Origin of the sequence: Mesorhizobium abyssinicae (assembly GCF_049887195.1) — a bacterium.
Lineage (GTDB): Bacteria > Pseudomonadota > Alphaproteobacteria > Rhizobiales > Rhizobiaceae > Mesorhizobium > Mesorhizobium abyssinicae.
Genome location: NZ_JARAKC010000006.1, coordinates 111,676 through 138,629, shown reverse-complemented (window position 1 = coordinate 138,629; position 26,954 = coordinate 111,676). Strand labels below are relative to the sequence as shown.

Genomic DNA, 26,954 nt, shown 5'->3' with positions numbered 1-26,954 from the left:
GAAACGGAGCTGCGGCTCAGGCCTTGGCCTTTCCGGCCGCCGCGAGCTCCGCCAGCCGCTTCGCAGCCGTCGGCGGCATCGGCGGCGGATTCGGCGCGCGCGAGGCCTCCACGAGGAGCTGGTCGCAGGCAGCCTCGGTCTCGCCGATCAGCCGCTTCATGAACTCGTCCTTGGCCAGTCCCGGCGGAATCGGCGGCAGGAAGCGGGCCTTGATGGTGCCGGGATAGCGCAGGAATTTGCGGCGCGGCCAGTAGAGGCCGGCGACATGGGCGACCGGCACCACCGGGACGCCTAGCTGCGAATAGATCTCGACGATGCCGTATTTGTAGGCCGGCTCGTCGCCCGGAGCGCGGCGCGTGCCTTCGGGGTAGATGATGAGCTGGCGCGGATTGCGGTCCATTTCCGCTCTGGTGGCGGCGACGACCGCCTTCAGCGCCTTGGAGCGACTGCCGCGGTCGACCGGGATCATCCGCATCTTCATGATGTACCAGCCGAAGAAGGGGATCCAGGTCAGCTCCCGTTTCAGGATGTAGAGCGCGTCATCGAGATAGGGAAAAAAGGCGATCGCATCCCAGAAGGACTGATGCTTCGGCGCCAGGATGAAGGACCCTTCGGGCAAGTTCTCGATGCCTGTGATCTCGCTCTTCGTGCCGGCGATCTTGTCGTAGAGCCACATGCAGGTGCGCGACCAGAATTTGGGCACGAACCAGGCCCGGTGGCGCGGCGACAGGAAATAGTACGGGGTCCAGAAGATCATCTGGACGACCAGGCTGAGGTAGAAGACGAGGTTGAACGCCAGCGAGCGGAAATAGAGCATGCGGGAAGGGCCCGGTGAGGAAGAGTGCGTTGGTTACACCAAGCGCGGGCAAAAAGGAAACGGCCCGAGGTCGAAGGCCAGGCCCGATTTCCTACCACATCGCCTGCGTCAGGCGCTCCTTCAGGCGCGGGGCGGCGAAATCGAGGAAGGCGCGCAGCTTGACCGGCAGCAGGCCCTGCCCGGCATGGACGAGGCTCACCGGCCATGGCGGCGGCTCGAACTCGCGCAGCACTGCCTGCAGCGCGCCGGAGCGCATCGCGGCGGCGACCTGGTAGGACAGCACCTTGGTCAAGCCGACCCCGGCGGTCGCGGCGTCGATGGCGGCTTCCGCGGTGTTGACGCGAAGCCTGGAACGGACCGGCACGGTGATCCCGTTCTTGCCGCCGGCGAAGACCCAGGTGGCAGGGGCCGAGAGGTTGTCGAAGGTAACGCAGCTGTGCACGGCCAGGTCCCCCGGGGTTTGCGGCGTGCCATGGGCCGCAAGGTAGGGCGGGCTTGCGCAGACGACGCGGCGGATCGCGCCGACACGGATGGCGACAAGGCTGGAATCGGGCAGATCGCCGATGCGCACGGCAAGGTCGATATGCTCGTCGACCAGCTGCGTTATCTGGTCCGACAGCGTCAGCCGGATATGGACCTCGGGATAGGCGGCGAGGAAATCGGCGACCACCGGCAGCACGTGCAGGCGGCCGAAGACGATCGGCGCGGTGACAACCAGTTCGCCTTTGGGCGCGCTGTATTCGCCGGCCGCGGCGCGCTCGGCCTCACCGACCTCGTCCAGGATGCGGCGGCAGGCCGCGAGATAGGCCTGCCCGGCAGCGGTCGGCGTCAGCCGCCGCGCCGAGCGGGCGAGCAAGCGCGTGTTGAGGTGCCGTTCCAGTTCCGAGACCTTGCGGCTGACCGTGGCGAGCGGCATGCCGAAGCGGCGCGCCGTGGCCGAAAGGCTGCCGGCCTCCACCGCGGCGACGAAAAGCGACATAGCTTCGAGGCGATCCATGATCTTTCCAGAAAATGGAAGGAGCTATTCCAGATATGCCATCTGCATCCGAAATATGGAAGGCTTATGTTCGGCGGGTTACCAGCCCTGAGGACAGCGCCATATGAACGCCCATGCTTTCACCAGCGACGTCGCCTTCACGCCGAGCGTCAAGGCCATCCAGGCGCGCAAGGGCTCGCGCGATGCCTATTCCCGGGTCGAGGAGCGCGGCGGCTGGCGGGATACGATCACGCCGGACCTTGCCGCCTTCATCGCGGCGCAGACCAGCGTCTTCCTGGCGACCGCCAATGGCGAGGGCCAGCCCTACATCCAGCATCGCGGCGGGCCGGCCGGCTTCCTCAAGGTGATCGACGAGAAGACGGTCGGCTTCGCCGACTTCACGGGCAACAGGCAGTTCATCACCCAGGGCAATCTCGCCGACAACGCGCAGGCCTTCCTGTTCCTGATCGACTATGCCCATCGGCAGCGCATCAAGATCTGGGGCAGGGCGCGCGTCGTCGAGGGAGACGCCGAACTGACGGCGAGCTTGATGCCGCAAGGCTACAAGGCGCGTCCCGAGCAGGTGATCCTGTTCACCGTCTCGACCTGGGATGCCAACTGCCAGCAGCACATACCGCAGCGCTTCGATGCTGCGGACGTCGCGGCGGCGCTCGCCGATCGCGACAGGCGCATTGCGGCCCTCGAACAGGAGGTCGAGCGCCTGCGCGCGGTCGAGGCTAGGGGATGATGCGGGCTGGCGGCTTGTCGCTCTTGACCACCGAGGCTTCCGCCAGGGCGATGCCGTCGGCAGTCTGGCGCAGCGGGACGATGCCGCGCGCCAGAGCCAGCACATATTTGCTGTATTCGGTCAAAAGCACGCGCAACGCTTCCGGCTTGGTCAGCCAGCCGCCATTGCCGAGATTGGTGTTGACCACCGGATAGGGCTCCAGCTTGGCGCCGTGCAGCAGCCGCCCCATCTCCAGCAGGCTGCGCGGCATGTGGTAGTTGTTGGTGACGAGAATGACGCTGCCATAGGCGTGGCTTTCCACCCATTTGGCGCTTTCCTCGGCATTGCCGATGGTGTCGAGCGCGGCGCGGTCGATGTCGACGCAGCAGGAAAACAGCGCCTTGTCGCCGCCGGTCGCGGCCTGCAACTGGCGGCGGCTGGCGGAAGGATGAACGCCGCTGATCAGCAAGCGCTCGCCCTTGCCGGAAGCGAGCAGGTCCATCGCCGCGTCGAGGCGCGACTGGCCGCCGGTGAGAACGATGATGGCATCGGCCCTGGCGGGGTTGGCGGGCGTCGTCATGTGGCTGACCGTGCTGGCGAACCAGCCGAAGCCGCCGGCAAACAGAGCCGCAAGTGCCAGCACGGAGAAAGCAAAGATCCGAAGGACGATGGCAAGGCGGGCCAGATTGCCACGCCCGTGCGCACGGGCACCAACAACTGGCATCCGTCCAGCCGTTCCGGTCGTGTCCTGCGCGTCCATCATCCTATGGTTAATCCTGAAATGCGGCCTTTGATAGATGAGAAGTCGCACATTGCGTTACGACAGTTTCCCTTGCGTGATCATACTCTTGCATGGCGTGATCGTCTCGAAGAACCGGCTTTCGCTTTCTGAAACTGTGCTTAGCCTCCATCCGGCTGGCGCATGTCGATGTCGCTGAGATAGGTGACAACCGTCGCGTGCGAGGTCGCCGCCGTCAGCGCGCCGATCACCAGCACCATCAGACCGACGCCGAGATAGCCCGCCGAGCCGATGGCGAAATTGCCGAACAGCGCGGTTGCCTGGTCGGCCTGGGGCGTCGCCATGTTGCGCGACGACCACCAGGAAAAGACGATGAAGACCAAAATCGCGGCGGCGCCGCCGGCCGCGGCGCCTTTCATGCCGGTGACCAGGAAATGCCAACGGAACTCACGCGCGATGAAGCGCGCCTCGGCGCCGACGAAATGCAGCACCTCGATGATGTGGCCGTTGCCTGCCATGGCGCCGCGCGTCGCGAACACGACGGTCAGCACGGTCGCCGACAGCATCAGCACCAGCACGGCGATGCCGATGGTCACCGTCGTGCGGGCCATGGTGACGAGCCGGTCGACCCAGGTGCGGTGATCGTCGAGCGCCGCGGTCGGCAATTTGGGCGTGATCGCGGCGCGCATGGCGGCGAAGTCGGGCGGGCTGTTTTCGTCGATGGTGACGACGACGAGGCGCGGCACCGGCAATTCATCGATGTTGAGACCTGTGCCCAGCCACGGCTCCAGCAGCCGCGCGGTGGCGTCGCGGTCGATTATCTTGGTGCCCTTGACGCCGGGAAACTCGCTGGCGATCTGGGAGGCCTGGGCCAATGCCGCCTCCATGTCGAGGCCGTCGACCGGCTTGATCTGGATCGTCGCCTCGCGCGAGATCTGGTTCTCCCAGACCGACGCGGTGTCGCGCACCAGGGTAACGGCGCCGAACGTGAGGCAGGACAGGAAGGTCATGATAGCTATGACCAGCACCAGCGCCCGTCCGGCAATGTTCTGCGCCGGCACGATCGGCGCCATCCTGCGCTGGGGGCGCTGCCCCACGCCAGCCACCTCGGCGGGCTGGTCATGCAGATGGTCGGCGGAGAGTTCAGTCATAGATGTCCAGCCTTCCGCCGGCGAGGATCATGCGCCGCGCGTCGACCTGCTCCATCAGGCCGAGGTCGTGGGTGGCGATCACCACTGCCGTGCCGAGACGGTTGAGCTCGATGAACAGCCGAAGCAGCCGGCGCGCCAGCGGCGGGTCGACATTGCCGGTCGGCTCGTCGGCGAGCAGGATCTCGGGCTGTTCGATCAGCGCGCGGGCGATCGCGGCGCGCTGCTTCTCGCCGCCCGACAGCACCGGGGGCAGCACATGCATGCGTTCACCCAGCCCAACCCATTTCAGCAGTTCGGTGACGTCGGTGCGGTAGCTCGCCTCCTCGCGCCCGCGCACGCGCAAGGGCAGGGCGACGTTCTCATAGGTGGTCATATGGTCGAGCAGGCGGAAATCCTGGAATACGACACCGATGCGGCGCCGCAGGTGCGGCAGCTCGCTGCGCGAGATGCGCGAGCGGTCCTTGCCGAAGATGGTGATCAGCCCGCGCGTCGGCTTCAGCGACATGAACAGCAGGCGCAGCAGCGTCGTCTTGCCGGCGCCGGAGGGCCCGCTCAGGAACTGGAAGGAGCGCTCCGGTATGTGCAGGGAAATGTCGCGGAGGATCTCCGGACCCATGCCATAGCGGAGGCCGACATTTTCGAAGCGGATCACGTTCGACGACCTGGAACTTTCGGCGGCGAAACGCCAGCCCTTTCTCTCAAAAGACCATCGGCCCGCATGGTTAACCCTTGGTTAATTTTCGATGCTTTTCGGTGCATCACCGGGGTTCCGGTGGGGAAGCGTTAACCATTTGCGTTTACCCAAAAGAAACGAACAGCGAACAGGGGCTTACCAGGCCGTATGGCTGAGCAACGAACCGCGCGCCCGGTTTCCGGCGAAATCATGACCGGGCTGGGGACAAGTGCCGCGCAGGAAGCGCGCGCGCCGGTGATCGACGTCGTGGACGCCGATTACGAGGTGCTGCCGCGTCCTTCGGCCAGGCCGGAAGCGCCGCCGACTCCGCCTTCGCGCGCGACCAGCACGGCCGCCATCGAAGGCATGGGCATGCTGCGCAAGCCGGAGGCCGTGGCCGAACGGCGGCCGGCGTCGCGCGGCGGACCGCTATTCTGGATTGCCGGTGTCGGCGCCGCGCTCGCCGCCTTCTGGGTCTCCGGCGGCCATGCGCTGGTCCGTCAATCGCCGTTCTGGGCCGTCGCGCAGCCGGCGGCCGCGCTCAGCATCTCGGGCATCACCTCGCGCATCGACGCATCAGGGCCGAAACCTGTGCTGTTCGTCGACGGCGAGGCCGCCAATGACGGCGCGCAGGCGGTGCAAATGCCGCCCCTGGAAATCCGTGTCACAGGCAAGGACAGCCAGATCATCCGCTATACGCTGGGGACATCCGGGCGCTCGCTGGCGCCCGGCGAAAGATTTGGCTTTTCCAGCCGCCTCGATGTGCCTAGAAACGGCGTCAAAGCCGTCTCAGTCACTTTTGCTGGCTGAGGCGAAACAAAACCGCGCGACCCGGCGCAAAAACCAAGAAGTTCTACAGCGCTTTCGCAGGCCCTGAAGGTCGCGGTCCTGTAGGCAAAACGCCTGGAGGGCGAAAATGCCAGTTGTGCGCGGCAAGGACATCGAGGTCCTGTTTTCGGCGTCGGCGATCGCCCGCCGCAACCTCGAACTCGCCAAGGAGATCGCCGGACGCGACTACCATGACCTGTTGGTGATCTCGGTGCTGAAGGGGTCTTTCGTCTTCGCAGCCGACCTGATCCGGGCCATGCACGATGTCGGCCTGTCGCCCGAGGTCGAGTTCATCTTCATCTCCAGCTACGGCGCCGGCACCACTAGCGGCGAGGTGAAGGTGCTGCGCGACATCGACAATGAGGTCGCCGGCCGCGATGTGCTTCTGATCGACGACATCCTCGAATCCGGCAAGACGCTCTCCTTCGCCCGCGACCTGATGCTGTCGCGCGGCGCCAGAAGCTGCGCCATCGCCGTGCTGCTCGACAAGCGCATGCGCCGCCAGACCACGCTCAACGCCGACTATGTCGGCTTCGACTGCCCGGATTATTTCGTCGTCGGCTACGGCATGGACGTCGCGCATGCTTTCCGCGAATTGCCCTTCGTCGGCGTCGTCAAGGGCGACGCCTAGGGCATGTCGATATTCAGGTGAGGCCGGCCGCAAACAGCGGCCTGACCTGAATCTCAACACCCCCTGAAGCATGCCCCAAATCAGGCAGCACTGAATCGCCGAACACGGCATGCTCTGGATTTCCCCCGGACCGATGTTCCGGTTCAGAAAACGTCAACGTTTCCCCGCCATGTATCTCGCCATGGCAAAGCTTCTGATCGTCGAGGACGATGAGTCCGTCCGCACCCTCGCCGCCCGCGCGCTCGAACGTGACGGGCACAGCGTGGCCATCGCCTGCGATGGCGCCCAGGGACTTGAGCTGATCAAGGCGGCGCGGGGTGGCTATGACCTCGTCGTCTCCGATATCCGCATGCCGGAGATGGACGGCATCGAGATGGCCACCGCCGCGGCGGCGCTGTTCCCGTCGATGAAGATCATGCTGATGACCGGCTACGCCGATCAGCGCGAGCGCGCCGAGGAGCTCAACGGCATCATCCTCGATGTCATGCAGAAGCCCTTTACGCTCGCTGAGATCCGCGCTCGCGTCGGTCGCGCCTTGAGCTGCTTCGCCTGAGGCTCCGGCCCACAGGCCGCCCTTCACCCATCGGCGGCAACCGTAGCCGGCGCTCACGCCGTGTCGCCGGTCGGCACAAGCAGCGGCGGAGCCGCTCTGCGCCGCTCGGTACGGAAGGCCAGCAGGCCGGCACCGATGATAAGGGCGGCGCCCAGCACGGTCGTCGAGTGCGGCACCTCGGCGAAGAACAGGAATCCCCACAGCGGCGACCAGATGATGCCGGTATATTCGAAGGTGGCGACGCGGTTGGCCGGCGCCAGCCGGTAGGCCTGCGACAGCAGGATCATGCCGGCCGAGGCGACGAAGCCGCAGGCCGCCATCTTGAGAAGGTCGGGAAATGCCGGCCAGATCCACGGCCGCACCAGGAATTCGAGGCTGGGGTGGACGGCATGCTCAATCCCGGCCAACCGGAACAGGCCGGCGACGAACACTGCGCCCGTCAGATAGGCGCCATTCTGGTAGAACGCCATGATGGTGGAGGATTCGGTGTCGCTTATCTTGCGCGCCATCAACTGCGAGAAGCCGTAGAGGAAGGCGGAGCCGAGCGACAGCAACGCCGCCCAGTCGAACAGCCCGGCGCCCGGCCGCAGCATGACGAGGACGCCGAGCAGGCCGATCAACACGGTCGCCAGCGTCTGCCAAGACACCCGCTCGCCGAGATAAGGCCCGGCCAGCACCATGATGCACAGCGGCGCCATGAAATAGAGCGCCACCGCGTCGGCCAGCGGCAGGGCGGCGATCGCCAGATAGTAGGACGTGTAGGAGCTGAACTGGATGAAGGCGCGCAGCGTCAGCAGGCCGGAGCGCTTCGAGAGCAGGGCTTTCAACCCGACATCCGCGTGCACGATAACGATCAGGATCGGCAGGGCGACAATGGCGCGGATCGCCATCACCTCGGTGACCGGGTAGAGGCCCGAGACCGCCTTGACGAGCGGATCCTGGAGCGAAAACACCAGCACGCCCAGACAGAGGCTCAGGATGCCAAGCACCATCCTGTTCTGCATAGGATTCTGCTCCCCGGTTCGCGCGATCCCAAACCGACGCATGCGGTAAAAAGAACCCGCCACCGTTTCGGGCAGCGGGTATGAGTGAGGACTCGATTGGTCCGCAGCCGGTTTGAAGGGCCGCATATCCAATGGGTGAGGCGACTATCCTCCGGCGTTTGACATGTTGCAAACGAATTGGAATGATGCCAGCAATCAAAATTGCTTATGGTGAAATGCGATGAAGCCGACGCTCGACAGCGACCTCCTGCGCACTTTCGTCGCGGTGGCCGAAACCGGCAATTTCACCAAGGCGGCCGAGCAGGCGGGCCGCACCCAGTCGGCCGTGTCGATGCAGATGAAGAAGCTCGAGGGCATGGTCGGCGACAGCCTGTTCGAGCGCGGCTCGCGCGGCGTGGCGCTGACGCGGCGCGGCGGCGAGCTGATCGGCAATGCCAGGCGCATCGTTTCGCTGCTCGACGAGACGGCAGCGTCGATTGCCGCGGCGCCGCTTGGCGGGCCGGTGCGCATCGGCATTCCCGAAGAATATGGCCATGCCATCCTGTCGCGCGCCCTCGGCGCGTTTTCGAAGCGCCACCCGAAGGTCGAGGTGACGGTGCGCTACGCGCATTCGGGCGCGCAGACAGCGGCGGTTGCCGCCGGCGAGCTCGACCTTGCGGTTGTGTTCGAATGGCAGGATCTCGCGGGCGGCGAGGTGCTGATGCACGATCCGACCGTCTGGGTGACGTCCGAGACGCACCACAGGCACGAGGAGCGGCCGGTGCCGATCGCGCTCTACAGCCGCGAGGGCTGGTGCCGCGACTTCGCGATCAAGTCGCTGGAACAGCGCGGCCTTGCCTATCGCGTCGCCTATACCAGCGACACCAATGGCGGCCTCAAGCTCGCGGTCACCTCGGGCCTGGCGATCGCGCCGATCTCGCGCAGCAACATCCCGGCCGGCTGCCGCGAGCTGACCGCGGCCGACGGCTTCGGCGACATCGATTCCTCGAATGTCGTGCTGCATCGCAATCCGGCCGCCGCCGGCGAAGCGATCGACAGCATGGAGAATGCGATCCGCGAGGCGTTCACGCTGACGCCCGGCGCGCTCCTCGACGGCTGACTTGCGCTGCTTCAATCCGGTGGGGCGGCGGCGGCTCCGCCCTACCCTGCCGGCGTGCTCTCGGAGAAGGTCAGACGGTTGCCGAACGGGTCGTCGACGGTGACCTCTCTCGTTCCCCACGGCGTCTCTTCCAACCCCGGCCTGGCGTAGCGGTATTTCTTCGCTGTCAGCTCGCGATGCAGCGCCGCTATGTCGGCCACTGCGACGCGGACATGGGAGCCCGGCGAACCGTCGCCATGATGCTCGCTCAGATGCAACTCGCAGCCGTCGCGGGCAATGCCGGTGTAAAGCGGCGCATTGTCGTCGAAACGGTGCTCGAACCGCACCTCGAAGCCGAGGAAGCCGAGATAGAATTCATGCGCCTTGGCGACGTCGAATATGCGCAATATCGGAGTGACGGCACCGAGCTTCGGCATGGCGTTGCGACCGTTGGGAGGAGGCGGGCTATTTCAGTTCCAGCAGCCGTTCGAGATAGCTGCGTTCGATGTCGGGGCTGAGCGCGTTGCCGAGCCGCTTGCGGATCGCTTCCAGGATCTGGCGCGCGCGCTGGACATCGATCTCGTCAGGCACCTTCACCGAATTGCCGTCGTCCGGCCCGCGCGTGGCGCGCGGTCGGCCGAGCGGGTCGCGGTCGGCATCCTGCTGGCGGCCGCCCTGCTCGCTGCCGCCCTGGTCGCCCTGCATGGCCTGCAGCTGCTTCATCATGTCCTTGGCGCCACGGCGCAGCGCTTCCAGCGCGCGGCCCTGATGGCCGACGGCCTGGTCGCCTTCGCCTTCGCCCAGCGCCTGCTCGGCATTGCCCATCGACTTGCCGGCTTCGCCAAATCCTTCGTTGGGCTCCATGCCCATGCCTTCCAGGCCCTTCTTCAGCTGCTCGAGGTCGTTCTGCAGCTTGCCCTGGCCTTCCTGCAACTGCTTCAGCGCGTCGGCGAATTCCTGCGGCGTCATCGGCTTCGGGCGGGCGAGCGGATCGCGGTCCTGTCCCGGTCCCGGCCTGTCCTCGTCCTGGCCGCCGCCGTTTTCGCCGAGCTGCTCGTCGCGGTTCTCGCCGCGCTGCCGCTGGCCGCGCTGCATCTGGTCCATGCGGAAGGTGTCGTTCATCATCTCCTGCTGGCGCCGCATGATCTCGCCCAGCTTGTCCATCTGCTGGCGCATCTCGCTGTCCTGCTCGCCGCCCTGCTGCTGACGGCCGGCCTGCAGGTTGTTCATCATGTCCTGCAACTGCGACAGCAACTGCTGGGCGCGGTCGCGGTCGCCGGATTTGGCGAGGTTCTCGATCTCGTCCATCATGCGTTCGATGTCGGTCTGGCGCAGTTCCTGGCCGTTCTGCTGCATCTGCGGCGCGTTCGGGTTCTGCTTGGCGCGCTCGGCGAATTCCTGCAGGAACTGGTTCATCGCCTCGCGCAGTTCCTTCATCGCCTTGTCGATCTCTTCGTCGCTGGCGCCCCTGTTGATGGCATCCTGCAGAGCCTGCTGCGCCTGACGCAGCCGCCGCTCGGCCGCCGACAGATTGCCCTCCTCGATGCCGAGCGCGATTTCCCAGAGATAGGACACGACATTGCGCAGCTGGTCGTCATTGTCGGCCATCTTCAACCGGCTGCGGGCACTCATGATGGCGAGGTAATGCGCCATGTTGTCGAACGTGTCCTCCGGGCGCAGTGTGATCGCGTCCATCAGCTCGAGCACGCGCGGCTTCGAATTGGCGTCGAGCCCAAGCATGCGGCGCTGCTCGATCACCGCCCGCGCCAGGGGGTTGGCGAAGGGCCGCTCCGGCATCACCAGCGTCTTGGTCTCGCTGGTCGCGGTATGGCCGGCGTCGTCGGTGGCGGTGAGGGTCAGCTTGATGCTGCCGCCGGACCAGACGTGCTCGGTCAGGTCCTTGCTGGTCTTGGCGGCGTTGCCCTTGCCGCCGCGCCGCGGCAGCGCCAGCGGCATGTCGGGCGGGCCATAGAGCGGATGCGCGTTGGGCGCCTGCGTGTCGGCGAGCGCTAACTCCGCCTTGGCCGAGGCCGCGCCATAGTCGTCGTCGATCTGGTAGTTGAGCTCGAAGGCACCGTTGACGGCGCGCTTCGGCTCGCCGGCGAAGCGGATCGTCGGCGGCTTGTCCGGAATAACGGCGAAGGCCCAGCGGCCGAGGTCGTCCTCGCCCGATTTCAGCGTCAGCGTGCCGTCGCCGGTCAGCTTGCCGGTGAACTGGCGCACCTTTGGCGCCGCTGTCGCCACGGGCTTGGCGGCCTGCGGCGCGGCCGGGTCGATGGCGCGGGCATTGCCGTCCTTGTCGGCAAAGCTCAGCGTCTCCTCGCCCGAGCCGCCGGTGACGCGCAGCGAGACATCGCTGCCTTGCGGCACGGTGAAGGTGGCCGCCGCCTGTTTGGCGTCGGCGGTGAGGAAGAGCGGCGGCTTGCCGGTATAGGCCGGCGGCGTCACCCAGGCATCGATGCGCGGCGGAACGGCGTCGCGCGCCGCGCGGGCGACGAAACCGTCGCTTACGCGGCCGCCGGAGGGGCCGAAGGAGAAGGCGAAGGCGGTGACCAGAAGCAGCGCCGCCACGGCGCGCAGGCCCCAGCGGTCGCGCTCCGGCACACGCGCGCGCGGCCGGTCGGCGCCAAGACTGCCCAAGCGCTCGGCCATGCGCTTCTGGTGCTCGCGCCACAGCGCCTGCGAGAAGATGCTTTCGTGGCCGCTCGGGCGATCGGTCTGCACCTGCACCGGACTGTGCAACAATTCGTTGGCCGCCTCGATGCGCCGGTCGATCTCTGCGGCGGACGGCCAGCGGAAGAAGCGCAGCGGATAGAGCGCGGCAAGGGCGGCGCCGGCGAAGACGATCAGCACGCCGATGCGCGCAACGTCGGGCAGAAGCGGGAACAGGCCGAGCCAGGAGATGCTGAGGAACAGGCTGGCAAGGACGAGCAGCGGCAGAAGCAGCGGCCAACCGCGCTCGACCAGCATGGAGGTCCGCGTCGCCAGCCGGCTCAGGGCAAGACGCCCGGCCAGGCCACGATCGCCGCTGGAAGTGGGTCGTTGCGTCATCGGCCCTTCCCGTCCGGGCGGGATAGCCCGAACCTCAGGACTGGAAGTTTACCAGCAAACACGGCAAAGGCGAGGCGGGTTCCAAAAACGTGAACCGTTCTTTCCGGTTTATGGTCAGAATTTTGCGGGATCGGTGTTGGATCCGCAGACCAGAACCGCGATGCGCTCGCCCGGCGAGGGCTGGTAGCGGCCGGAGAGCACCGCCGCGAAGGCTGCAGCGCCACCCGGCTCGGAAATGATTCGCACCCGGTCCCAGAGCGCTTTCTGAGCGGCGATGATGTCATCGTCGCTGACCAGGAGCGAGCGCTCGACATAGGCCTCGGCTATCGGGAACATCATTTCGCCCACACGCTTCGGGGCCAGCGAATCGGCGGCGATGCCTTCGGCCGGCGCATCGACGGGCCGGCCGGCCTCGAAGGCGCGATGGAGCGTCGGTGCGCCCTCCGGCTCGACGGCGACGATCCGGATGCGGCCGGCAAACCAGGCGGCGATGCCGCCGATAAGGCCGCCGCCGCCGACGGCGACCAGCAGCGTGTCGATTTCGGGCAGGTCGGCCTCGATCTCGAGGCCGAGCGTGCCTTGCCCGACCAGCGTTTCCTCCTGGTTGAAGGCATGGATCTGCAGCGCTCCGGTGCTTGCGGCGAAGTCCTCGCTGGCGGCCAGCGCCTCGGCGTAGCGCGCGCCGCCGACGACCAGTTCGGCGCCATAGCCGCGAATGCGCGCCAGCTTGGCCGGCGGGCTTACTTCGGGAACGAAGATGGTCGCCTTGTGGCCGAGCCGCATGGCGGCATAGGCGACCGCCGCGCCATGATTGCCGCCGGAGGCGGCGACGACGCCGGCCTTCGGCACGGGGCGTTCGAGCAGGTTGGTGAAGGCGCCCCGCGCCTTGAACGAGCCGGAATGCTGCAGGCATTCGAGCTTGAGATCGACGGCAAGCGGCGCCTGGCCGAAATCGGCCATGTCGATGCGCAGCACCGGGGTGTGGCGCACGTACGGCCGGATGCGCGGCTCCATCGCGGCGATGCGTTCGCGGGTGATGATGTTCGGATTGGTCATGGTTCGCCTCCTAACCGTGCCGGCTGTCGTCCACGCGCCAGCCGGAATGAACTCATGGCCGCCTGCCTATTTCAGCCAGTCGGGAATGGAATCCAGTCCGATCAGCTCGTCATAGGTCTGGCGCGGGCGCACGACGTGGAAGCGGTCGCCGTCGACCAGCACTTCCGGCACGAGCAGGCGGGTGTTGTAGGTGCCCGCTTGCACCGCGCCATAGGCGCCGGCGGTGGCAATCGCGATCAGGTCGCCGGCCTTCAGCCTGGGCAGGTCGCGGTCGAGGCCGATATAGTCGCCGGTCTCGCAGACCGGGCCGACCACGTCGACCGTCATGCGCGGCGCCGCCGCCGGCTGCTGCAGCACCGGGCGGATATCGTGGAAGGCATCGTAGAGCGTCGGCCGGATCAGGTCGTTCATGGCGGCGTCGACGACGAGGAAGTTCTTGGCGTCGCCTTCCTTCACGAAGATCACCTCGGAGACCAGGATGCCGGCATTGCCGACGATCAGCCGGCCGGGCTCGAACATCACCTTGAGGCCGAGCCTGGTGACGTGCTTCCTGACGATGTCGGCATAGGCGTCGGGTAGCGGCGGCGGGCTGTTGTCGACGCGGTAAGGAATGCCGAGACCGCCGCCGAGATCGACATGCTCGATGGCGTGGCCGTCGGCGCGCAGCGTGCCGACCAGCTCGACGAGCAGCGCGAAGGCATCGTCGAAAGGCTGCAGCTCGGTGATCTGGCTGCCGATATGGGTGTCGATGCCGGTGACCCTGATGCCGGGCAGTTGCGCGGCGCGGGCATAGACCTGGCGGGCCCTTTGCCACGCAATGCCGAACTTGTTCTCGGCCTTGCCGGTGGAGATCTTCTTGTGTGTCCTGGCGTCGACGTCCGGATTGATGCGCAGCGAGATGGGCGCGACCTTGCCGATCGCGGTGGCGCGGGCCGAGAGCAGTTCCAGCTCCGGCTCGGATTCGACGTTGAAGCAGAGGATGCCGGCCGAAAGCGCGAAATCCATCTCCCGCGCCGTCTTGCCGACGCCCGAGAACAGGATCTTGCTGGCCGGAATGCCGGCGGCAAGGGCGCGGCGCAACTCGCCTTCCGAGACCACGTCGGCGCCGGCGCCAAGCCTTGCCAGCGTCTTCAGCACCGCCTGGTTGGAGTTCGCCTTCATGGCGTAGCAGACCAGCGTGTCGAGCCCGGCGAAGGCCTCCTTGAAGACGCGGAAATGCCTGGTCAGCGTCGCCGTCGAATAGCAATAGAACGGCGTGCAGACCTGTGCCGCGATGTCAGGCAGGGCGACGTCCTCGGCATGCAGCACGCCGTCGCGATAGTCGAAATGGTTCACGAGAGTGGTTCCGAACAATTTGAGTACGATGAGATCGGGTTTGGAAAGACCTGACCCAGTCTCTTCGACTCTAGAGCAGCGGGTCGAGGATGAACTTCTTGTCCTCGACCGGTTTTTCCGGCTCCGGCGGCACGGGCTGATGGGCCTTCTCGGCATCCTTGCGCGCCTGCACGGCCGCCTCGTAAGGCGTGTCGAGGCCGGTCCTTCGGCCGCAGGCCGTGACGGTTGCCACCGCCGCGAGCAGCGCGAGCGTCACCAAAATCCTGCTTGCGGTCATCGATCCCATCCGTCGGAGAAAATTCGTTGCCTGCTTCTAGCGAAAATTTATGGCCTTTGCACCCCGGCAAATCGGGCCGTCGCCCGGCTCACGCTTTGGCCAGCCGCTTTTTCCAGTAGCGGATCTGCTTGCGCACCTCGGACGGTGCGGTGCCGCCGAAGCTTGTGCGGCTCTTCACCGAGTTCTGCACGGCAAGGACGGAGAAAATGCCCTGCGTGATGCCGGGATGGATCGACTGCAGATCCTCGAGCGAAAGCTTCTCCAGCCCGACCTTCTTGTCCTCGGCCAGCGCCACGGCGCGGCCGGTGACGTGATGCGCCTCGCGGAAGGGCAGGCCGAGCGTGCGCACCAGCCAGTCGGCAAGATCGGTCGCGGTCGCGTGGCCCGAGCCGGCGGCCTTCTTCATGGCGGCGGCATTGACGGTCATGTCGCGCACCATGCCAGTCATCGCCGCCAGCATCAGGTCGAGCGTCTCGGCGGCATCGAAGACCGATTCCTTGTCTTCCTGCATGTCCTTGCCGTAGGTCAGCGGCATGCCCTTCATTACCGTCAAAAGGCCGACGAGATGGCCGTTGACGCGGCCGGTCTTGCCACGCACCAGCTCGGCGGCGTCGGGGTTCTTCTTCTGCGGCATGATTGAGGAGCCGGTAGAGAATGAGTCCGACAGCCGGACGAAGCCGAATTGCGGCGTCGACCAGATGATGATCTCCTCGGCCAGCCGCGACAGATGCGTGGCGCAGATCGCGGCCATGGCGAGAAACTCCAGCGCGAAATCGCGGTCGGAAACGCCGTCGAGCGAATTGCGCATCGGCTCGCGGAAACCAAGCGCCTTCGCCGTCTGGTGGCGGTCGATGGCGAAGCTGGTGCCGGCAAGCGCGGCCGCGCCGAGCGGGCTCTCGTCCATGCGCTCGATGGCGTCGCGGACACGCGACAGGTCGCGCGAAAACATCTCGACATAGGCCATGCAGTGGTGGCCGAAGGTCACCGGCTGCGCCGCCTGCATGTGGGTGAAGCCCGGCATCACCGTCGCCGCATGCTCCTCGGCGCGCTCGAGGAAGGCGGCGATCAGCCCCTTCAGCGCCTCGGCGACACGGAAGCATTCATCCTTGACCCAGAGCCTGAGGTCGACCGCCACCTGGTCGTTGCGCGAACGGGCGGTGTGCAGGCGGCCGGCAGCGGTACCGATCAGGTCGGCAAGGCGCGCCTCGACATTCATGTGGATGTCTTCCAGCCTGGTCGAGAACTCGAACGTGCCGGCCTCGATCTCTTTCAGGATCGTGTTCAGGCCGTCAGCGATCTTTTGCTGATCGGCCGTCGAAATAATGCCCGTTTCAGCCAACATCTCGCTATGGGCGATCGAACCTCTTATGTCCTGTGCGTAGAGTTTGCGGTCGAACGAGATCGACGCGTTGATCGCTTCCATGATCGCGGCCGGACCCGAGGCAAAACGTCCGCCCCACATCTGGTTGCTGGCCTTCTTGTCGCTCATCGCTATAACCCGTGCTCCGGAGCAGTTTTGAAGAAAATGGCAGACCGCAGTAAACTATTCCCGGCCCCGCGCCTGATCCTCGCCGCCCTGGTGGCGGGCGTGCTGGCTGGCGCGGTGGCGGTATATGTCAGCGAGAGCGCTTCTGGCAACAACGCTCCAACGCAAGTCGCGGCATCCGATGGCAAGGACGATGCCGCCTGCGCGGCCAAGGCCGAGCGCGCCAAGCAGGTCGCCGCCAAGGCTACGGGCCAGGTCGCGGCGCTGTTGCCGGCCGATCCGCCGCAGTCGCTGAAGAGCCTTGCCTTCAACGGCCCCGACGGCAAGCCGATGACGGTTGCCGACCACGCCGGCAAGACGCTGCTGTTAAATCTCTGGGCGACATGGTGCGCGCCGTGCCGCGCCGAAATGCCGGCACTCGACGCGCTGCAGAAGGAGATGGGCAGCGACCGCTTCCAGGTCGTCGCGGTCAATGTCGACACCGGCGACGACACCAAGCCGAAGAAGTTCCTTAGCGACATCGGCGTCGCAACGCTCGGCTACTACCGGGATCCGACGTTGGCGTTGTTCAACGACGTCAAGACGCGTGGCCTGGCGCTCGGCCTGCCGGTCACCATGCTGATCGACGGCGAGGGCTGCCTGATCGCGCATATGAACGGCCCGGCCGAATGGTCGGGAGCGGATGCCAGGCGGCTGGTCGAAGCCGCGCTCGGCCCGTCAAGCTGAGCGCAGGGCCGCCGCCGGTTCCAGCATCAGGATGCTGCCGCCGCCGCGCGACCTGCCGGCGCCGTCGTCCTCCTTCTCGGAAGCCACGCCGGTCAGCTCACCGAACGCCTCGATCGGGCCCGGCCTGCCAAGATAGAAGCCCTGGCCGATCTCGCAGTCCTCGGCATCGAGGAACCTGAGCTCGCCCAGCGTCTCGACGCCTTCGGCGAGCACCGGCAGGCCGAGACCGCGGCCGAGCCCGAGAACGGCGCGCACGATGGCCGCGACCTGACCGTTCCTGTCGACCGACTTGATGAAGGATCCGTCGATCTTGATCTTGTCGAAGGGGAAGGCGCGCAGGTTGGAGAGCGAGGAATAGCCGGTGCCGAAATCGTCCATGGCGACACGGACGCCGAGTGCCTTGATCTGCCGCAAGGCCGCCAGCGCGCGCGGCATGTCCTTGACCAGCGCCGTCTCGGTGATCTCGAGCTCGAGCCTGCCCGGCGCCAGGCCGGACCGCAACAGGACCTCATGCACCTTGCGGCTGAAGTTCGGATTGTGCAGCTGCACGGCCGAGACATTGACCGCGACCATCAGCGGGTTTTTCCAGCGGGCGGCTTCCTCGCACGCGGCCGAAAGCACCCATTCGCCGATCTGGATGATGGCGCCGCTGTCCTCGGCCACCGGGATGAATACGGCAGGCGAGATGTCGCCATGCTCGGGATGGTGCCAGCGGAGCAGCGCCTCGAAGCCGATCATCCTGCCGGTACTGATCTCCTTTTGCGGCTGGTAGACGAGGCGGAATTCCCCGCGCGCCACCGCCTGGCGCAGGTCGTGCTCCATCACCCGCCTGTCGCGCGCCTCGGCGCCCATCGAGGCTTCGAAATAGCGATAGGTGTCCTTGCCCTCGGCCTTGGCGCGGTAGAGCGCGGTGTCGGCGTGGCTGACGAGCGAGGCCTGCTCGTCGGCGTCCAGCGGGTAGAGCGCGATGCCGATGCTGGCCGACACCAGGCCGCCGCCGGGCGACAAGCGGTTCTCCTCGCGCATGGCCGAAAGCACCGCCTCGGCGATGCGGCCGGCAGCCTGCGGATCCGGCAGGTTCGGGGCGATGATGGCGAATTCGTCACCGCCGAGGCGGGCCAACATCTGACCGTGGCGAAGTTTGGCCGAGGCGCATTGCGCCACTTTCTGCAGCATCGCGTCGCCGGCGGCATGGCCGAAGAGGTCGTTGACCTCCTTGAACCGGTCGAGATCGAGGAGCATGAGCGCGAGCTGTCCGCCCTTGCCGCCGCGGCCCGCCGCGGCGATCTCGGCCTCCAGCCGGCTGTTGAAGGAGCGGCGGTTGGCGAGCCCGGTCAGCGGATCGTAGTGGGCGAGGCGGATGATCTCCTGCTCCGCCTTCTTGCGCTCGCGGATGTCGCGCACGGCGACCACGCCGTGCGGCTTGCCGCAATAGTCGATGGTCCTGGCGATGAGCTCGACAGGGATCGACGTTCCGTCATGGCTCCTGAGCTCGGTTTCCCGCGCCTGCCCGTCGGCTTCCGCCATGGCGGCGGCGGCGCGCTCGCCGAAGAGGTCGCCAAGCACCATGGTGTTGAGCGTCGCCGATGCGATGCCGGACAATGCCGCAATGCTGTCGTTGGCGCTGACGATGCGGGTGCCGTCGCAGACGATGAGGCCTTCGACCGCCGCGTTGGCCAGGCCATGCATGCGCTCGGCCTCGGCCTGATGGCGGCGGAAGCGCAGGTCGATCCAAAGCGCCGCCGCCGAAAGCACGAGGATGACAAGGCTGGCGGCGGCGGCGGCGAAGGCCTGCGACATCGGCTCGATCGTATACTGCGAGATCGCGATCGAGCTATCCGGATAGATCGACACGGCGCCCATGGCGATGAAGTGCAAGGTGCAGATCGCCAGCGTCAAAAGCACGGCGGCGCCGATCGTCCCCAGTGTCGAGGGGCGGCGCAGCACGACGAAAAGCGACAGCGCCGCAAGCGCGATGCCGGCGACCAGCGAGATGCCGACCAGCAGGTGGTCCCATACGATCCGGCCCTGCACCTCGAACGCCGCCATGCCGGTATAGTGCATCGTGCCGATGCCCGCGCCGAGCACGGCGCCGCCGACCAGGTAGTGGTCGATGCCGCCGCGCAAGGTGGCGATCCACATGCCGGCGGCCGTCAGCAGGACGGCCGCGGCAAGCGAAAGCACCGAGAGTTCGGTGTTGTAGGCGTTGGGTATTCCCGGCGAGAAGGCGATCATGGCGATGAAATGCGTCGCCCAGATGCCGAACCCGGTCGAGGTGGCGGCAATCATCAGCCAGGCATAGCGGTTTCTGTGGGTCGAGCGGTCGACGTGGCGAAGCAGATTGACCGCCGAGAAGGAAGAAATGCCGCAAATAAGGGCTGCAAGTGCGACCAGTCTCAAATCGTGCTCGTGCACGATACAATTATAGACAGTCAACATCGCGCTTCACCTGATCTTCCCGCAACAATCAAGCAATGAAATTGATTAGAGCGGTACGGTTGAAGAATCGGTTATTGCGCATGCAACCACCGCGTGTGTCGCTGGTTGTAAGGACGGACAAGAATGGGCAGGGGGTCGCACACCATGGTTGGAGCGCTCAAGTTCTAAGCCGGCAATCAATTTCCGGAGCCGTGACTGATACATCTTATTTTAGCATCAGATGATGTTCATCGACCCATAACAAAATCGTTGTCCGATTGTCATGCGCAACACATACTGGTTCTGCGGAAGCCCCCCCTTTCGCCAATCAAAACGGGAGATGAAACATGAAGCTCTTCGGCTTCGCGGCGGGTGTTGCCGCTACCTTGACCCTGCTTTCCACCACGTCCGCTTTCGCTGTCACGCAGATCAGTTGGTGGCACGCCATGACGGGCGCGAATGCCGAGGTCGTCGATAAGATCTCCAAGGACTTCAACGCCAGCCAGAGCGACTATCAGATCGTTCCGGTCTTCAAGGGCACATATCCCGAAACCCTGAATGCAGGCATCGCTGCATTCCGTGCCGGCCAGGCGCCGGACATCATCCAAGTGTTCGATGTCGGCACCGGCGTCATGATGGCCGCCGAGAGCGCGATCAAGCCCGTGGCCGACGTTTTCACGGGCGCCGCGATGACGTTCGACAAGACCCAGTATTTGCCCGGCATCGTCGGGTACTATTCGAAGCCGGACGGTACCATGCTGTCTTTCCCTTACAATTCCTCCTCGCCGATACTCTATTACAACAAGGATATCTTCCAGAAGGCTGGCCTCGACGTGAACAGCCCGCCCAAGACCTGGAACGAGGTCTGGGAAGCGGCGAAGAAGATCAAAGCGAGCGGCGCTGCCCCTTGCGGCTATACCTCGACCTGGTTGACCTGGATCCATCTGGAGAATTTTGCCGCCTGGAACAATGTGTCCTGGGCGACCCAGCAGAACGGACTGGCCGGCGGCGATGTCGAACTCAAGATCAACGCGCGGATTTTCGTCAACCACTTTCAGGCGCTGGCGGACCTCGCCAAGGACGGCACGTTCAAATATGGCGGGCGCACCTCCGAAGCCAAGCAGATCTTCCTTGCCGGGGAATGCGGCATCTTTACCGAGTCGTCGGGCGGCCTCGGCGATATCGTCAAGTCCGGCATGAACTACGGCATCGGCCAACTGCCGTATGACAGCGATGCCAAGGGTGCGCCGCAGAACACGACGCCGGGCGGCGCGAGCCTCTGGGTTTTCAGCGGCAAATCGGATGAGGAGTACAAAGGCGTTGCGACCTTCTTCGCCTATCTCTCCAAGACCGAGGTTCAGGAATATCTGCACCAGAAGTCGGGCTACCTGCCGGTGACGCTGGCGGCCTACGAGGCGACCAAGAAGTCCGGCTTCTACGACAAGAACCCCGGCCGCGAGACTCCGATCCTGCAGATGACCGGCAAGGCGCCGACCGAAAATTCCAAGGGGGTGCGGCTGCCCAATCTGCCGCAGGTGCGTGATATCCAGAACGAGGAGTTCGAGAAGATGCTAGCCGGCCAGGAAACGGCCCAGCAGGCGCTCGACAATGCCGTCTCGCGCGGCAACGCGGCGATCAAGGACGCGTTGGCGAACTAGATCCTGGCCGAGGATGGAATGTCGCCCACACGGACCCGTGCGGGCGACCCTTGCTTGATGAGGAAACCAAGCTGATCCCGCGCGTCGTTTTTCCCAACAAAGTCCTTCCTTACCTGCTTGTGGCGCCGCAACTCGCCATAACGCTGGTTTTCTTCTACTGGCCGGCGGGGCAGGCGCTCTATCAGTCCATGCTCAGGCAGGATCCGTTCGGGCTGAAGAGCAAGTTCGTCTGGTTTGCCAATTTCCGCAAAGTGCTTGCCGACCCGGCCTATCTCAACTCGATCAAAGTAACAGTGGTATTTTCGCTTGCCACCGCAATCCTGGCGATGGCCGTGGCGTTGCTGCTCGCCGTGATGGCGGAAAAAGTGGTGCGCGGGAAAGCACTCTACCGCACGCTGATGATCTGGCCCTATGCCGTGGCACCGGCGATCGCCGGCATGTTGTGGCTGTTCCTGTTCAACCCTTCGATCGGCTCGCTATCCTACGTGCTGAGAAGTCTCGGCATAGCCTGGGACCCGTTGCTCAACGGCAGTCACGCCATGATCCTTTTGGTTTCCGCCGCCGCATGGAAGCAAATCAGCTACAATTTCCTGTTCTTCGTCGCCGGGCTGCAGGCGGTGCCGAAGACACTGATCGAGGCGGCGGCGATCGACGGCGCTCGCGAGACCAAGCGTTTCTGGACCATCATCTTCCCGCTGCTCGCGCCGACGACCTTCTTCCTACTGGTCGTCAACACGGTCTATGCCTTGTTCGACACGTTCGGCATCGTCCATGCCGTCACCGGCGGCGGACCGGGCAAGACGACAGAGACGTTGGTCTACAAGGTCTACAATGACGGCTTCGTCAATCTGATCCTCGGCGATTCGGCGGCGCAGTCGGTGATCCTGATGGTCATCGTCATCGCGCTCACCGCCATCCAGTTCCGCTATGTGGAACGCAAGGTACATTACGGCTGAGGCAAGCGATGATCGGTCAGTCCCCCTTGCGTGTCCTGGTCGCCCATGTCGCTCTCATCCTTGGCATTCTGATCGTTGCATTTCCCATCTACTACACATTCGTGGCCTCGACGCAGACGCTGCAGACGATCCTCAGGCCGCCCTTGCCGCTGCTGCCCGGCGACCAGTTCTGGAACAACTACCACGAGGCACTGTTCGGCGGTGTCGGGCGCATCGGCGGCGTCAGCGTCGGTCGGCTGCTTCTTAACACGACGATCATGGCGCTCGGCGTCGCGGTCGGGAAGATTTTCATCTCGATCCTGTCGGCCTATGCCATCGTGTTCTTTCGTTTTCCACTGCGCATGACCTTCTTTTGGCTGATCTTCATCACCCTGATGCTTCCCGTCGAGGTTCGCATCCTGCCGACTTACAAGGTGATGGTAGACCTCGGCCTGATCGACACCTATGCCGGTCTGATCATCCCGCTGATCGCCTCGGCTACGGCCACGCTGTTGTTCAGGCAGTTCTTCATGACCATCCCGGGCGAGCTCGTGGAGGCGGCTCGCGTCGACGGCGCCGGGCCGTGGCGCTTCTTCTTCGATATCCTCCTGCCGCTGTCGCGCACAAACATCGCGGCGCTATTCGTCATCCTCTTCATCTTTGGCTGGACGCAATATCTGTGGCCGCTGCTGGTCACCAACAGCAACGACATGAACACGATCGTCATCGCACTAAAAAAGATGGTTTCCTTCGCTGACGCCGATACCCAGTGGCACCTTGTGATGGTCACAGCGATGCTGGCCATCGTGCCGCCAATCCTCGTCGTGGTGCTGATGCAGCGCTGGTTCGTGCGCGGTCTGGTCGAATCCGAGAAGTGAGGGCCGATGGCAACCGTTGATCTGAACGATGTGAGGAAAGTCTATGCCGGCGGCGTCGAGGCCGTGAAAGGCGTTTCCATCGCCATTCCGGACAAGCAGCTTTGCGTTCTGGTGGGTCCCTCCGGCTGCGGCAAGTCCACGTTGCTCAGGATGATCGCGGGGCTTGAAACCATCTCGTCGGGAACGGTTGCGATCGACGGGCAGATCGTCAATGCCATCGGTCCGACCGAACGCGACATTGCCATGGTCTTCCAGAATTATGCGCTTTATCCGCACATGAAGGTCTACGACAATATGGCCTATGGCCTGCGCAATCGCGGCACGCCGAAAGCCGAGATCGACAGCAGGGTTCGGTCCACCGCGAAAGTGCTGGAACTGTCGGGGCTGCTCGACCGGCGCCCACGCGAGCTTTCCGGCGGCCAGCGCCAGCGTGTCGCCATGGGCCGGGCCATCGTGCGCAATCCGAAAGTCTTCCTGTTCGACGAGCCGCTCTCCAATCTCGACGCCAAGCTGCGCGGCCAAATGCGGGTAGAGATCAAAAGTTTGCAGCGCCGGCTCGGCGTCACCTCGGTGTACGTTACTCACGACCAGCTTGAGGCCATGACTTTGGCCGATACGCTTGTCGTCATGAACTCAGGACTGGTCGAGCAGATTGGCGCTCCGCTCGACGTCTACGAGAAGCCAGCCTCGACCTTTGTCGCTTCCTTCATTGGCGCGCCGCCCATGAACTTGCTCTCCTTGAGCGCAGGAAGGTCCGCAACGGAGCTGGAAAGGAGTTCGTTGATTGAGCTTTTGGCGCCTGAGCAGGCCGCGACGTTAGGCTTCAGACCCGAGGATGCCGAACTCACCACCGACGCGGTAGGCCGATCCGAGGCCCTGATGTTGCCTGCAATGGTCGAGGCAGTAGAGCCGGTCGGTGCGGAGAGCTTCCTGCACTGCGTCGCTGCCGATGCCAAGGTAGTGATACGCGTTGGCGGCCGCACGTTGGTAAAGGCCGGCGATCATTTGCTCGTCGGTATCAGAGCCGAGAAGTTGCACTGGTTCGATCAGAATGGCAGGCGCCTCAGCTAGTTTCGCCGTTTCACGGAAACGGCGAAACGCTCTATCTCCCTGGCTTGACGAAATTCCGGACGGAAACCGTTCACACCTTTCCTGGAATTGCGGTAGGCAAGCCGCTTAACTTGATGCCTTCAGGCAAGGACATGCGCCTTGCCGGAGACGGTCAGCCGCACGATCTCGCCAAGCGCCGGCGCGTCGATGCCGGGCTTGCGCAGGATCAGCGGCGTGTTGCCGATCGCCGCGGCGTCGGGCGGATCGGGGCTGTTCAGGAGCCGCACTGCTATCGTGCACATCGAGCCGGCGAATTCGGATTCCGTCACCTCGCCGAACAGCATGTCCGGCGTTCCCGACATGCCTTCGCGCGAGGTCCGTTTCAACAGCACCTGTTCCGGCCTCAGCATGATGCGGGCGACATCGCGGCGCTCGGCGGTGTCGACGGCGATGCGGCCGAGCGGCGAGGTGGCGAAGCCGTCGGCGATCCTGGCCGGCAGGATGATGGCGTCGCCGAGGAACTCGGCGACCATCCTGTCCTTCGGCTGGAAATAGAGCTCGCGCGGCGTACCGACCTGCGAGAACAGGCCGTCGCGCATCACCGCCACCTGGCTGGCGAAGGACAGCGCCTCGGCCTGGTCGTGGGTGACCAGGATGGTGGTGATCCCGGCGATTTCCAGCAGTTCGGCCACCGCCTTGCGCATCGAGGCGCGCAAGCCGGTGTCGAGCGCCGAGAACGGTTCGTCGAGCAGCATCAGGCGCGGCTTCATGGCCATGGCGCGGGCAAGCGCCACGCGCTGCTGCTGGCCGCCGGAGAGCTCGTGCGGACGCCGCCTCAGGATCGCCTTGTCCAGCCCTACGATATAGGCGAGCTCGACGATCTGCTCGGCGCGTTTGTCGGCGTTTCGCGCCAGGCCGAAGCCGATATTGTCGGCGATGGTGAGGTGCGGGAACAACGCCCCGTCCTGGGCGACCACGCCGATGCCGCGCCGGTGCGCCGGCACGGCGGCGCCGCCATTGGCCAGCACCTCGCCGTCGAGCACGATCTTGCCTCGGTCCGGCGCCTCGAAACCGGCGATAAGCCTGAGCAAGGTGGTCTTGCCGCAGCCGGACGGCCCGACGATCGCCGTGCGGCTGCCGCTGGCGACGCTGAGGTCGACGCCGGCCAGCGCCGCCACCGGGCCATAGTGCTTGGCCACGCCGCTGAGTTCGAGGAAGCTCATCGTCCGGCCATCCTCTTCGACTGGACATAGAGCAGCCAGGTCAGCGGCAGCGACATCGCCACCATGATGAAGGCGTAAGGGGCGGCCGAGGCGTAGTCGATCTCGCCGCTGTAGGACCAGAATGCCATCGCGAGCGTCCGGGTGCCGTTCGGCGCCAGCATCTGGGTGGCGGTCAGCTCGTTCATGATGCCGAGCGCCACCATGGCCATGCCGGCCGCGGCGCCCGGCGCCGACAGGCGGATGGTCGTCGACCACAGCGCCTTGAGCGGCGCCCGGCCGAGGCTCGATGCGGCCCGCTCCAGTTCGACGGGCGCCTGCGCGATCGAGGCTCGGAGGCTGACCAAAGCGCGCGGCAGGAACATCAGCGCATAGGCGAAGAGGATGGTGAACAGGGTCTGGTAGAGCGGCATGGCGATGCGCACGGTGATGGTGACCAGCGCCAGCGCGATGACGACTCCGGGGAGCGAGCCGACGATATAGTTGCAGCCTTCGAGCAGGCGCTGCAACGGCCCGGGCGCGCGGATCGAGATCCAGGCCATCGGCATGGCGGCGATGGTGGCGAGCAGCGCGCCGGCGAGCGCCAGGACAAGTGTCTGGCCGAGCGCCAGGCCGATCTCGTCGAGGCGCCAGACCTCGGCGCCGCCGGCGATCAGCCAGCGGCCAATGGTGACGAAGGGCACGCCCAGCGAAAGCAGCGCGGCGATGGCGGGCAGGGCCAGGCATGGCAGCGTGGCGCGGCCAAGGCTGGCGCGCTGCTGCTGGCGGGCGGCGCCCGAACCGACGCGGGCATAGCGCTCCTCGCCGCGCACCAGAACCTCAAGCCCGAGCAGCACGAAGCAGCATGTCACCAGCACGGCGGCGAGCATGTTGGCGGCCGGCCCGTTGAAGGTCGACTGGAACTGGTCGACGATCGCCGTGGTGAAGGTGTCGAAGCGGATGAAGACGTAGAGGCCGTATTCGGCCAGCAGATGCAGGCCGACCAGCAGCGAACCGCCGCAGATGGCCAGTCTCAGCTGCGGCAGCACGACGCGCGCGAAGACCCGCCACGGACCGAGCCCAAGCGCGGCGGCGGCGTCTTCCAGTGCGGGGTCGAGCCGGCGCAGTGCTGCCGAGATGGGCAGATAGAGGAACGGGAAATAGGCGATGATGGAAACCAGCACGCCGGCCCACAGGCCATGCAGTCCCGGCACCAGGCTGATCCAGGCATAGGAGTGGACGAAGGCCGGAATGGCGAGCGGCGCCACCGACAGCCATGCCCACAGGCGGGCGCCGGGCAGGTCGCTGCGCTCGGTCAGCCAGGCCAGCGCCACCGAAAGGACGATGGAGATCGGAACCGCCAGCGCCACCAGCATGATGGTGTTGATCACGAGGTCGCCGACACGTGCGCGGAAGATGAGCGCCGAGACGGTCTCCCAGCCGGTCTGCACCGCGATCCAGACGATGAAGGCCAGCGGCAGCAGCGCAAGCAGCGAGATCAAGGCGGCGGCGAGCAGGATCCAGGACGCCGAGCGCCGTTGCCGCGCGCGTCCGGCGGCCGGCAGGCCTGATCGGGTGAGGTCGACCGCCGCTTGCATCAGACCCGATGCCGCGCCGCTTCGGCCCGCGGACGAAGGTGGCCGAAGGCGCGCTTGTCGCAGCCAGAAACGCAGCTTGTCGTCATCGACGATGCCATCTCTAAAACAGA

The 26,954-nt window shown here is 65.4% G+C and carries 25 protein-coding genes; 10 read left to right on the top strand and 15 right to left on the bottom strand.

Going from position 1 to position 26,954, the window contains the following annotated elements; all coding sequences use genetic code 11:
* Nucleotides 1–16: 16 nt before the first annotated feature.
* Together PU724_RS15510 and PU724_RS15505 are read right to left on the bottom strand one after the other, a co-directional pair.
* A complete protein-coding gene (locus PU724_RS15510) occupies nucleotides 17–817 on the bottom strand; it encodes a lysophospholipid acyltransferase family protein (protein ID WP_354420035.1) in 801 nt (266 codons plus the stop codon).
* A gap of 91 nt (nucleotides 818–908) precedes the next feature.
* Entirely contained in the window at nucleotides 909–1,814 is a 906-nt protein-coding gene (locus tag PU724_RS15505) for a LysR family transcriptional regulator (protein ID WP_354420034.1), read from the bottom strand.
* 103 nt (nucleotides 1,815–1,917) lie between these two features.
* Here PU724_RS15505 and PU724_RS15500 point away from each other — a divergent pair, with 103 nt between their 5' ends.
* Nucleotides 1,918–2,541: a pyridoxamine 5'-phosphate oxidase family protein gene (locus PU724_RS15500; protein WP_354420033.1), complete on the top strand. Its 624-nt coding sequence runs from the start codon at nucleotides 1,918–1,920 to the stop codon at nucleotides 2,539–2,541.
* On the opposite strand, the gene PU724_RS15495 is transcribed toward PU724_RS15500, so the two are convergent.
* The 3 genes from PU724_RS15495 to ftsE all read right to left on the bottom strand — a co-directional run bounded on the left by PU724_RS15495 (nucleotide 2,531) and on the right by ftsE (nucleotide 5,062).
* Nucleotides 2,531–3,244 (bottom strand): YdcF family protein, encoded by a 714-nt coding sequence (locus PU724_RS15495; RefSeq protein WP_407046105.1) that lies wholly within the window; start codon nucleotides 3,242–3,244, stop codon nucleotides 2,531–2,533. The genes PU724_RS15500 and PU724_RS15495 overlap by 11 nt on opposite strands.
* Nucleotides 3,245–3,420: 176 nt before the next feature.
* Nucleotides 3,421–4,410 (bottom strand): cell division protein FtsX, encoded by a 990-nt coding sequence (locus PU724_RS15490; RefSeq protein ID WP_354420032.1) that lies wholly within the window; start codon nucleotides 4,408–4,410, stop codon nucleotides 3,421–3,423.
* Nucleotides 4,403–5,062: a cell division ATP-binding protein FtsE gene (gene ftsE, locus PU724_RS15485; protein WP_023757234.1), complete on the bottom strand. Its 660-nt coding sequence runs from the start codon at nucleotides 5,060–5,062 to the stop codon at nucleotides 4,403–4,405. The genes PU724_RS15490 and ftsE overlap by 8 nt, the downstream gene beginning before the upstream one ends.
* A 189-nt stretch (nucleotides 5,063–5,251) precedes the next feature.
* Between ftsE and PU724_RS15480 the strand changes: the two genes are divergently transcribed.
* The 3 genes from PU724_RS15480 to PU724_RS15470 all read left to right on the top strand — a co-directional run bounded on the left by PU724_RS15480 (nucleotide 5,252) and on the right by PU724_RS15470 (nucleotide 7,095).
* A complete protein-coding gene (locus tag PU724_RS15480) occupies nucleotides 5,252–5,893 on the top strand; it encodes a hypothetical protein (protein ID WP_354420031.1) in 642 nt (213 codons plus the stop codon).
* 106 nt (nucleotides 5,894–5,999) lie between these two features.
* A complete protein-coding gene (gene hpt / locus PU724_RS15475; protein ID WP_127285005.1) occupies nucleotides 6,000–6,542 on the top strand; it encodes a hypoxanthine phosphoribosyltransferase in 543 nt (180 codons plus the stop codon).
* A gap of 181 nt (nucleotides 6,543–6,723) precedes the next feature.
* A complete protein-coding gene (locus tag PU724_RS15470) occupies nucleotides 6,724–7,095 on the top strand; it encodes a response regulator (RefSeq protein ID WP_127285006.1) in 372 nt (123 codons plus the stop codon).
* A gap of 53 nt (nucleotides 7,096–7,148) precedes the next feature.
* Here the strand turns inward: PU724_RS15470 and PU724_RS15465 are convergent, their stop codons facing one another.
* Nucleotides 7,149–8,099, bottom strand: a complete 951-nt coding sequence (locus tag PU724_RS15465) for a DMT family transporter (RefSeq protein WP_354420029.1) — start codon at nucleotides 8,097–8,099, stop codon at nucleotides 7,149–7,151.
* Nucleotides 8,100–8,319: 220 nt separating this feature from the next.
* On the opposite strand from PU724_RS15465, the gene PU724_RS15460 reads away from it, so the two are divergent.
* Nucleotides 8,320–9,198, top strand: coding sequence for a LysR family transcriptional regulator (locus PU724_RS15460; protein WP_127310756.1), 879 nt, complete (start codon nucleotides 8,320–8,322; stop codon nucleotides 9,196–9,198).
* 41 nt (nucleotides 9,199–9,239) lie between these two features.
* Here PU724_RS15460 and PU724_RS15455 read toward each other — a convergent pair whose 3' ends face one another.
* The 6 genes from PU724_RS15455 to argH form a co-directional block, all read right to left on the bottom strand.
* Entirely contained in the window at nucleotides 9,240–9,614 is a 375-nt protein-coding gene (locus PU724_RS15455; RefSeq protein ID WP_128273392.1) for a glyoxalase superfamily protein, read from the bottom strand.
* Between the two features lie 28 nt (nucleotides 9,615–9,642).
* The gene (locus PU724_RS15450; protein WP_354420026.1) at nucleotides 9,643–12,228 is read right to left on the bottom strand and encodes a TIGR02302 family protein; all 2,586 of its coding nucleotides are present in this window, start codon (nucleotides 12,226–12,228) and stop codon (nucleotides 9,643–9,645) included.
* A gap of 114 nt (nucleotides 12,229–12,342) precedes the next feature.
* Nucleotides 12,343–13,284, bottom strand: coding sequence for a threonine/serine dehydratase (locus PU724_RS15445; RefSeq protein ID WP_127286944.1), 942 nt, complete (start codon nucleotides 13,282–13,284; stop codon nucleotides 12,343–12,345).
* A 66-nt stretch (nucleotides 13,285–13,350) separates the two neighbouring features.
* A complete protein-coding gene (gene lysA, locus PU724_RS15440; protein ID WP_354420024.1) occupies nucleotides 13,351–14,619 on the bottom strand; it encodes a diaminopimelate decarboxylase in 1,269 nt (422 codons plus the stop codon).
* A gap of 70 nt (nucleotides 14,620–14,689) precedes the next feature.
* Nucleotides 14,690–14,896: a lipoprotein gene (locus tag PU724_RS15435; protein ID WP_126058098.1), complete on the bottom strand. Its 207-nt coding sequence runs from the start codon at nucleotides 14,894–14,896 to the stop codon at nucleotides 14,690–14,692.
* Nucleotides 14,897–14,984: 88 nt separating this feature from the next.
* Nucleotides 14,985–16,385, bottom strand: a complete 1,401-nt coding sequence (argH, locus tag PU724_RS15430) for an argininosuccinate lyase (RefSeq protein WP_127284450.1) — start codon at nucleotides 16,383–16,385, stop codon at nucleotides 14,985–14,987.
* 36 nt (nucleotides 16,386–16,421) lie between these two features.
* Here argH and tlpA point away from each other — a divergent pair, with 36 nt between their 5' ends.
* Nucleotides 16,422–17,108, top strand: a complete 687-nt coding sequence (gene tlpA, locus PU724_RS15425; RefSeq protein WP_128275903.1) for a thiol:disulfide interchange protein TlpA — start codon at nucleotides 16,422–16,424, stop codon at nucleotides 17,106–17,108.
* Here the strand turns inward: tlpA and PU724_RS15420 are convergent.
* Nucleotides 17,100–19,547, bottom strand: a complete 2,448-nt coding sequence (locus tag PU724_RS15420) for an EAL domain-containing protein (RefSeq protein WP_354420021.1) — start codon at nucleotides 19,545–19,547, stop codon at nucleotides 17,100–17,102. The genes tlpA and PU724_RS15420 overlap by 9 nt on opposite strands.
* Nucleotides 19,548–19,873: 326 nt before the next feature.
* On the opposite strand from PU724_RS15420, the gene ugpB reads away from it, so the two are divergent.
* From ugpB to ugpC, 4 genes are all read left to right on the top strand, one after another.
* Nucleotides 19,874–21,184, top strand: a complete 1,311-nt coding sequence (gene ugpB, locus PU724_RS15415; protein WP_354420019.1) for a sn-glycerol-3-phosphate ABC transporter substrate-binding protein UgpB — start codon at nucleotides 19,874–19,876, stop codon at nucleotides 21,182–21,184.
* 74 nt (nucleotides 21,185–21,258) lie between these two features.
* Complete coding sequence (gene ugpA / locus PU724_RS15410; protein WP_292104934.1) at nucleotides 21,259–22,140, top strand: sn-glycerol-3-phosphate ABC transporter permease UgpA; 882 nt, start codon at nucleotides 21,259–21,261, stop codon at nucleotides 22,138–22,140.
* An 8-nt stretch (nucleotides 22,141–22,148) separates the two neighbouring features.
* Nucleotides 22,149–22,997: a sn-glycerol-3-phosphate ABC transporter permease UgpE gene (gene ugpE, locus PU724_RS15405; RefSeq protein ID WP_354420017.1), complete on the top strand. Its 849-nt coding sequence runs from the start codon at nucleotides 22,149–22,151 to the stop codon at nucleotides 22,995–22,997.
* Between the two features lie 6 nt (nucleotides 22,998–23,003).
* Complete coding sequence (gene ugpC / locus PU724_RS15400; protein WP_354420015.1) at nucleotides 23,004–24,068, top strand: sn-glycerol-3-phosphate ABC transporter ATP-binding protein UgpC; 1,065 nt, start codon at nucleotides 23,004–23,006, stop codon at nucleotides 24,066–24,068.
* A 119-nt stretch (nucleotides 24,069–24,187) separates the two neighbouring features.
* Here the strand turns inward: ugpC and PU724_RS15395 are convergent, their stop codons facing one another.
* Together PU724_RS15395 and PU724_RS15390 are read right to left on the bottom strand one after the other, a co-directional pair.
* The gene (locus PU724_RS15395) at nucleotides 24,188–25,270 is read right to left on the bottom strand and encodes an ABC transporter ATP-binding protein (RefSeq protein WP_127312141.1); all 1,083 of its coding nucleotides are present in this window, start codon (nucleotides 25,268–25,270) and stop codon (nucleotides 24,188–24,190) included.
* Complete coding sequence (locus PU724_RS15390; protein WP_354420013.1) at nucleotides 25,267–26,844, bottom strand: ABC transporter permease; 1,578 nt, start codon at nucleotides 26,842–26,844, stop codon at nucleotides 25,267–25,269. Before PU724_RS15390 ends, PU724_RS15395 begins: the two co-directional genes overlap by 4 nt.
* Nucleotides 26,845–26,954 lie beyond the last annotated feature (110 nt).

Coding starts and splice junctions, on each gene's coding strand:
- PU724_RS15450 (WP_354420026.1), bottom strand. CDS start 12,228: ATGACGCAACGACCCACTTCCAGCGGCGATCGTGGCCTGGCCGGGCGT.
- PU724_RS15500 (WP_354420033.1), top strand. CDS start 1,918: ATGAACGCCCATGCTTTCACCAGCGACGTCGCCTTCACGCCGAGCGTC.
- ugpC (WP_354420015.1), top strand. CDS start 23,004: ATGGCAACCGTTGATCTGAACGATGTGAGGAAAGTCTATGCCGGCGGC.
- PU724_RS15470 (WP_127285006.1), top strand. CDS start 6,724: ATGGCAAAGCTTCTGATCGTCGAGGACGATGAGTCCGTCCGCACCCTC.
- PU724_RS15510 (WP_354420035.1), bottom strand. CDS start 817: ATGCTCTATTTCCGCTCGCTGGCGTTCAACCTCGTCTTCTACCTCAGC.
- PU724_RS15390 (WP_354420013.1), bottom strand. CDS start 26,844: ATGCAAGCGGCGGTCGACCTCACCCGATCAGGCCTGCCGGCCGCCGGA.
- ugpB (WP_354420019.1), top strand. CDS start 19,874: ATGAAGCTCTTCGGCTTCGCGGCGGGTGTTGCCGCTACCTTGACCCTG.
- PU724_RS15480 (WP_354420031.1), top strand. CDS start 5,252: ATGGCTGAGCAACGAACCGCGCGCCCGGTTTCCGGCGAAATCATGACC.
- PU724_RS15495 (WP_407046105.1), bottom strand. CDS start 3,244: ATGCCAGTTGTTGGTGCCCGTGCGCACGGGCGTGGCAATCTGGCCCGC.
- PU724_RS15445 (WP_127286944.1), bottom strand. CDS start 13,284: ATGACCAATCCGAACATCATCACCCGCGAACGCATCGCCGCGATGGAG.
- tlpA (WP_128275903.1), top strand. CDS start 16,422: ATGGCAGACCGCAGTAAACTATTCCCGGCCCCGCGCCTGATCCTCGCC.
- PU724_RS15395 (WP_127312141.1), bottom strand. CDS start 25,270: ATGAGCTTCCTCGAACTCAGCGGCGTGGCCAAGCACTATGGCCCGGTG.
- PU724_RS15505 (WP_354420034.1), bottom strand. CDS start 1,814: ATGGATCGCCTCGAAGCTATGTCGCTTTTCGTCGCCGCGGTGGAGGCC.
- PU724_RS15435 (WP_126058098.1), bottom strand. CDS start 14,896: ATGACCGCAAGCAGGATTTTGGTGACGCTCGCGCTGCTCGCGGCGGTG.
- argH (WP_127284450.1), bottom strand. CDS start 16,385: ATGAGCGACAAGAAGGCCAGCAACCAGATGTGGGGCGGACGTTTTGCC.
- PU724_RS15420 (WP_354420021.1), bottom strand. CDS start 19,547: ATGTTGACTGTCTATAATTGTATCGTGCACGAGCACGATTTGAGACTG.
- PU724_RS15460 (WP_127310756.1), top strand. CDS start 8,320: ATGAAGCCGACGCTCGACAGCGACCTCCTGCGCACTTTCGTCGCGGTG.
- PU724_RS15490 (WP_354420032.1), bottom strand. CDS start 4,410: ATGACTGAACTCTCCGCCGACCATCTGCATGACCAGCCCGCCGAGGTG.
- PU724_RS15465 (WP_354420029.1), bottom strand. CDS start 8,099: ATGCAGAACAGGATGGTGCTTGGCATCCTGAGCCTCTGTCTGGGCGTG.
- hpt (WP_127285005.1), top strand. CDS start 6,000: ATGCCAGTTGTGCGCGGCAAGGACATCGAGGTCCTGTTTTCGGCGTCG.
- ugpE (WP_354420017.1), top strand. CDS start 22,149: ATGATCGGTCAGTCCCCCTTGCGTGTCCTGGTCGCCCATGTCGCTCTC.
- PU724_RS15455 (WP_128273392.1), bottom strand. CDS start 9,614: ATGCCGAAGCTCGGTGCCGTCACTCCGATATTGCGCATATTCGACGTC.